Source organism: Parapedobacter sp. GCM10030251 (genome assembly GCF_042666505.1).
Taxonomy (GTDB): domain Bacteria; phylum Bacteroidota; class Bacteroidia; order Sphingobacteriales; family Sphingobacteriaceae; genus Parapedobacter.
On the sequence record NZ_JBHTDN010000029.1, the window covers coordinates 1 to 4,266 of the forward strand.

General features: G+C 48.2%; 3 protein-coding genes. 1 reads left to right on the forward strand and 2 read right to left on the reverse strand.

All coding sequences use genetic code 11. From position 1 onward, the window contains the following. Positions 1-280 precede the first annotated feature (280 nt). A complete protein-coding gene (locus tag ACFQRK_RS23805) occupies positions 281-1,939 on the forward strand; it encodes an ATP-binding protein (RefSeq protein ID WP_379010919.1) in 1,659 nt (552 codons plus the stop codon). Here the strand turns inward: ACFQRK_RS23805 and ACFQRK_RS23810 are convergent. Next, positions 1,936-2,589, reverse strand: a complete 654-nt coding sequence (locus tag ACFQRK_RS23810; protein ID WP_379010920.1) for an MEDS domain-containing protein — start codon at positions 2,587-2,589, stop codon at positions 1,936-1,938. The genes ACFQRK_RS23805 and ACFQRK_RS23810 overlap by 4 nt on opposite strands. 600 nt (positions 2,590-3,189) lie before the next feature. Next, on the reverse strand, positions 3,190-4,266 hold a 1,077-nt coding region (locus tag ACFQRK_RS23815), incomplete at its 5' end, for an OmpA family protein (protein ID WP_379010921.1).

Below are 4,266 nucleotides of genomic sequence, written 5' to 3' on the forward strand. Positions count from 1 at the left end.
GTGAATAACACCGAAGCAGCCTGCAATCATTCTGCACTAGTTGTTGCCGAAGTTGTGTAGGTATTGTTGCCGATTATTGTGTACTCTTATTTGCCAAAAGTTGTGTATTCTTATTTACCGATTACACATTGCGCCTTTTTTAGCTGTCAAACGATTTGATGGATCAAGACAGCAGATATTTAACTAATATTTCCAACCAACGGATGTGGTATATGTTATTCATTGCGACGTGTGTCACATATAACAGGGTAATAGTTGAAAATCATCAATTTGATTAGCGATGAATAAATTTGCGCATCTGGACATCCAACAGATCCATGACCTTAACGGCATGGCAGTATTAGCGATCGATGCGGATGGCATTATCACCTATGCCAATACCGCCGCAAACGACCTGCTGCACCGTAAACATGCACAACCGGTAGGTCAATCTCTATTTCTTTTTTTCGGTGGTGGCACCCCTGGAAAAACGTATAAAAAAGAATTATTGGCCGGAAAACCAGCCTGCAACATCGAGTTAGTTTTCCAGGATCCTCTTGGCGAGGAGCGGTGGTTGCTGCTTAGTTCCCAAGTAATCGTTGATATGAACGGCCTGCCACAGACCTATTTGTTTGTTCAGGATATCTCTGCGCTGAAAAAAAAGGAGAGCATACCGGATGACAGTGGACAGATTGTTGGCGCTTCAAAGATTGCCCGGGATCTTTCCCGACAGCAGGAGTTTGAAGAAAAAATGCAGCGTTATATCGGTAACGTGGAGATTTTAAATACCATGGGGAAGTTGGTCTCAGAAAGCCTCGATATTGAAGAGATTCTCCAACGGGTAATCGATGCCTCCGCCAAGATAGTCGGTGCGGCATTTGGTGTCTTTTTTTATAACCGGCTTAACGAACATGGTGCATCCGATACATTGTTTACCTATTCCGGCGGCCCACCGGAAGCCATCGAGAAAGTCGGAATGTCCCACAATTCTGACTTTTTTAGTCCGGCCTTTAGCTTGGAAGAGAATGTACGATCTGCAGATATTACCAAAGATCCACGGTATGAGTGCTACAGTTCGCATCATGTCATGGCTAAATTTCAATTACCACTGGTAAGCTGCCTCGCCGTTCCAGTAATTTCAAAATCAGGATATGTAATTGGCCGTCTTTTATACGGGCACCCCGAGACAGGCCGGTTTACAGAAGAACATGAGAAACTTATCGTTGGTATCGCAACTCAGGCCAGTGTGGCGCTCGAGAATGCAGAACTTTATGAGGAGATCCGATACCTTAATGCAAAAAAAGACGAGTTCATCGGGCTCGCCAGTCATGAATTGAAAACACCCATCACCAGTTTAATGGGCTTTCTGCAGATCATCAGCAAGAGAATGATCGATCAGGATATCAACAAACCCTTTGTTGATAAAGCTTTAAACCAAACGATTAAACTATCTGCGCTGGTTGGCGATTTGTTAGACGTAACCAAGATAGAATCCGGTCAATTACCTCTTTCATATAGCTCGTTTGATTTGGTCGTCTTGGTCCGTGACCTTATTGAACAGACCCAATACTCCTTCCGCTCGCATTATATAGCCTTTTATAGCGAAAAAGCTTCATTTACGATATCGGGAGACAAGGAGCGTTTGGAACAGGTCATAATCAATCTGCTCAACAACGCGATCAAATACTCGCCGGGAGCAGACCTAATCAACGTATCCCTCAGCGGAGACGCATGTCAGGCCATCGTGAGGATACAGGATTTTGGTATGGGTATTGCGCCTGAACAACAGGAGCGCATCTTCTCAAGGTTCTATCGGGCAGAAGGAGTCGATGCGCACATCTCCGGTCTGGGAATCGGCTTATATATCAGTAACGAAATTATCAGCAGGCATAAAGGTAGGTTAACCGTTGAAAGCAGGATCGGCAAAGGTTCTGTATTTGTTGTTAAAATACCCGTTTAGATTACGATTCCAGCTAGCTGTTCCGGTGCTGTCTTATAAAAGATTTTGGTTGCAGACCTATGTTTTCCGGAAATCATTTTAGCGTGTGTACAGCAAATTGTATGGGCTGACGAGTGGATATCTTGAGTAAACCCGTTCCTGGGGTAAGCGCAAAACAAGCAAAAGGACTGTGTTTCGCAAAAACGGTTCCATAGAATTTCCAAATGCACGGTAGCCGACTTTTCCCCCTTGGCCCATAAAATCGCTACCATTTCCCCAAACGCCCTTACCGGGCGGTTTCTATCTGTCGCACGTCTGATAATCTTGGTTACCGTTTCATTAAACAATTTCGCTTCTGGCCAACCGTTTACCATGAATTGTGTCAAGATTTCTTCTGCATCCAGAAGGATCAACTGGTCGTCTGCAGTTAAGTCTGCAACCGCAAAGCCATTATCCGACAACCGCTCTGTCAACGCTGTTACATGGGCGGCAGTAGCGATCAGCACAACACATTCACCTGCTGCAAGCCCACTACTAACGAAGCCTTCCAGTATATTCATAAAAGATTCATCGTTTTCATAAATCTGCACAATATGTTCTGCCGGGGCAATCTCTCCCCAAAACACGTTGGCGTCGGCCATTTGCCATTCGGTATTTTCTCGATTTTCCATCGTTATCATAACGTCTTGCGACGTGATTTGTTTTCTTTCAGATTCGAAGATTGATCAACAATTTATCGTCTTACGAAATCTGCCATGGTTTTATATCGTGTAAAATGCTCATAAACACCATTCATCCATATCACTATTGGTTTCTTTCCGGGATACCCGTCTACTACATAAGGCCTTACATTATTTGCCGCAGAATTACTCGTAAGGGGTTTAGTTTTCCACTTCCCACTCTTCAATTGCCATTGTTCGATTTCAAATACGCCATTCACCTGACGGGAGATAAATACATTGGAAGGATTGTTGTGATCTAGCACAATGCCGCCGGAGTAATGTTCTTCTAACACAAATGTAAAACTAAAGACTTTTTTTGCGACCACAAGTATACAGTATATTGCATAGTTGTATCCTCCCTACGAACCGTTTATGGGTATCCGCCCGACCAAGCACCTATTTCCTACTTAGGGCTTTTCAAATTCGGAAAACATTCCCGATCACAATTGGAAATTTGGTTCAATCGTATAGTCGTACCAAGTTACATATTTCCCAATCATTAAGCAGCCGATCGATTAACAAATATTCAAGGGTTGAATAGCCGCTAAATCAATACTCCAGCACGGTAACCTCCGTACGCCTGTTGGCCTGGTGCTGCTCTCGTGAGCACGGCACCCCGTTGCCGCAGCCGTTCACCAGCCGGGTCTCGCCATAGCCCTGCGCCACCATCCGCTCGCGCGCAATGCCCCGGCTTACCAGGTAATCCACCGCAGACTGGGCCCGCCGCTGGGAAAGGGCCATGTTGTAGGCATCGCTGCCCCGGCTGTCCGTATGGCTCGAAAGCTCGATCCTCAGCGTCGGGTTATCGCGAAGCGTGCGCACCAGCTCATCCAGCACCGCCGCGGCGTCCGGGCGGATGTTATGCTTGTCGAAATCGTAATAGATGTTCTCCAGCTCGAAGGTCCTGCCCACCTCGAATATGGGTTCAAGCAGCAAAGCCACCTCCAGCGTATCCGATTTTGTGATGCCCGCCGTGCTTACCCTGGCCGAATCGCCGTGGTACTTCTCCTTCTGCCCCAATACCGTATATTGCCTGTCCCCCTCCAGCACGAACTCAAACGTCCCGCTGCCGTCCGTGCGCTTCCTCGCCACGATCTCGCGGCTGCCGTCATACAGCGTCACTGAGACATCAGCCAGCCGGTCCTTTGTGTTTTTATCCGAAGCCGTACCCTGCAGGATGATGACGATCCGCGGCTTCTCGAAGGTAAAGGAATAGATATCGTCACTGCCCTTCCCTCCCCTGCGGTTCGAGGACAGATAGCCTGCGATACCTTCATCCCCTTCGTAGGTTGTGATGTAAGCAAAGTCGTCCCCCGGCGAATTCACCGGGTAGCGAAGGTTCCGCGGCCCACTCCACTGCTGCCCGCTGCCCGTGGCCTCGAACACATCCAGCCCGCCCATGCCCGCAAACCCGTCGCTCGAATAATAAAGCGTGCCGTCCGGGCCGATGTTCGGGAACAGCTCATCGCCTGCGCTGTTGATGACGGCGCCCGCATTCACCGGTGCACCCCAGCTGCCGTCTGCCCGCCTCTGGCTGTACCAGATGTCCGTGCCGCCCCGGCCGCCGGGCATATCGCTTACGAAGTACAGGATGCTTCCGTCCCCGCTCAAGGCGGCATGTCCAAC

Excerpts from the sequence above, each read along its gene's own strand:
- ACFQRK_RS23805 (WP_379010919.1), top strand. The coding sequence starts at position 281 with ATGAATAAATTTGCGCATCTGGACATCCAACAGATCCATGACCTTAAC.
- ACFQRK_RS23810 (WP_379010920.1), bottom strand. The coding sequence starts at position 2,589 with ATGGAAAATCGAGAAAATACCGAATGGCAAATGGCCGACGCCAACGTG.